This is a genomic window from Bacillus sp. TL12, assembly GCF_022625245.1.
In the GTDB taxonomy this organism is placed as follows: domain Bacteria; phylum Bacillota; class Bacilli; order Bacillales; family Bacillaceae_G; genus Bacillus_A.
Window position 1 is genome coordinate 1 of record NZ_JAJJBY010000150.1, and the last position, 1,320, is coordinate 1,320.

At 31.9% G+C, this 1,320-nt stretch carries 1 protein-coding gene and 2 pseudogenes; all 3 read left to right on the plus strand.

Annotation, left to right across the window (positions count from 1 at the left end; all coding sequences use genetic code 11):
• Window positions 1-93 (plus strand): annotated as a pseudogene (locus LOK41_RS28135) (IS6 family transposase); the annotation flags it as partial.
• A gap of 229 nt (window positions 94-322) precedes the next feature.
• A pseudogene (locus tag LOK41_RS28140) lies at window positions 323-505 on the plus strand (NAD(P)-binding protein); the annotation flags it as partial.
• A 92-nt stretch (window positions 506-597) separates the two neighbouring features.
• Complete coding sequence (locus LOK41_RS28145; protein ID WP_241819374.1) at window positions 598-1,209, plus strand: class I SAM-dependent methyltransferase; 612 nt, start codon at window positions 598-600, stop codon at window positions 1,207-1,209.
• Window positions 1,210-1,320: the final 111 nt, after the last annotated feature.

A 1,320-nucleotide genomic window follows, 5' to 3' on the forward strand; every position in this document is an offset into this window, starting at 1 on the left:
CATATAATTACAAAAGAACAGATTGATTTACGGAATCAGTCCGTCCAAACTCAAAAAGAATTCATCCATCAATTGTTTGAACTTGCAGCATAAGACACGATTCCGTTAGGAATATATGTGCTGTATTCTCTTTTATTTTATTTTTGCACCAGAACCTAATCTAGTGAGTGGCTCAAAAAAGAAGGAATTCTGGCCGTTCCCCTTTAAAAAGTGGTTAAAATTCCCTTGACGCTTTAAAATAGAGTGCTATAATAAACGAAAACATATGAACATATGAACAATTATTCATATGTTTTAAAAAGTAGATACTGGGGGGAACTATTTGTTAGATTTTATTATAGTTGGTGCTGGTCAAGCTGGTTTGAGTATGGGATATTACTTGCAAAAAGAAAGCTATAATCTTGTAATCCTTTATGGAGGGAAACGAATTGGAGATTCGTGGAGAAATAGATATGAATCCTTGGTTCTATTCACACATAGATTACATAGTTCACTGCCAGGAATGAAATTTTTTACAAGCTAGAAGACATGTAGAAAACGAAATGCATGTCTTTGTCTTTTTCGTACTTTTCTATAATTATTAAGAGGTGTAAAAGGATGAAAAATCATACGAATAAACTTAAGTATAAAGGTATTTCTATAATTTATGATTACTTAATGAGTAACAAATTATTTATAAAGGCAAGGGAGCGAGCTTTCTCTCTTCTTCCCCTTAAGTCAAAACAAGATATTTTATTTGTTGGTGTCGGAACTGGAGAGGACTTTCGTTTTATTCCTTCAGATGTCCATATTACAGGAATTGATCTTTCACAAGATATGTTAAATAAAGCAAAAACTAAAATACAGGAAAATCAGGCTACACTTCTACAAATGAATGCAGAGCAATTACAGTTTCCAGATGAATCTTTTGATATAGTATCTCTAAATCTCATTTTAAGTGTTGTTGAACATCCAAAGCAGGCTTTAGCTGAAGCTCTTCGAGTAACTAAACAAACAGGATTCTTATTAGTTTTTGATAAATTTTCACCTGAGGAATCGTCTCCCAGTATAAGCAGAAACATAATCAACACCATTACTTCCTTTCTTGGCACAGATATTAATCGGGGGTTTAGTGATATTTGCAAGGATTTGCCAATAAAGATTGTATATGAGGAACCTTCTATATTTAAAGGAAACTATAAAATTATTCTTTTACAAAGGGCAGTATAATGCTGAATTTAAACATAGCGTATACTGTGTCAGGATGTACTATATAGAATATAAAAATAGCCTGATTTTTCTTATAATAGAAAATCAGGCTATTTTTATGTCGAAATTTAC

What these genes read in the sequence shown, in the direction of transcription:
- LOK41_RS28145 (WP_241819374.1), top strand. Translation starts at nt 598, where the DNA reads ATGAAAAATCATACGAATAAACTTAAGTATAAAGGTATTTCTATAATT.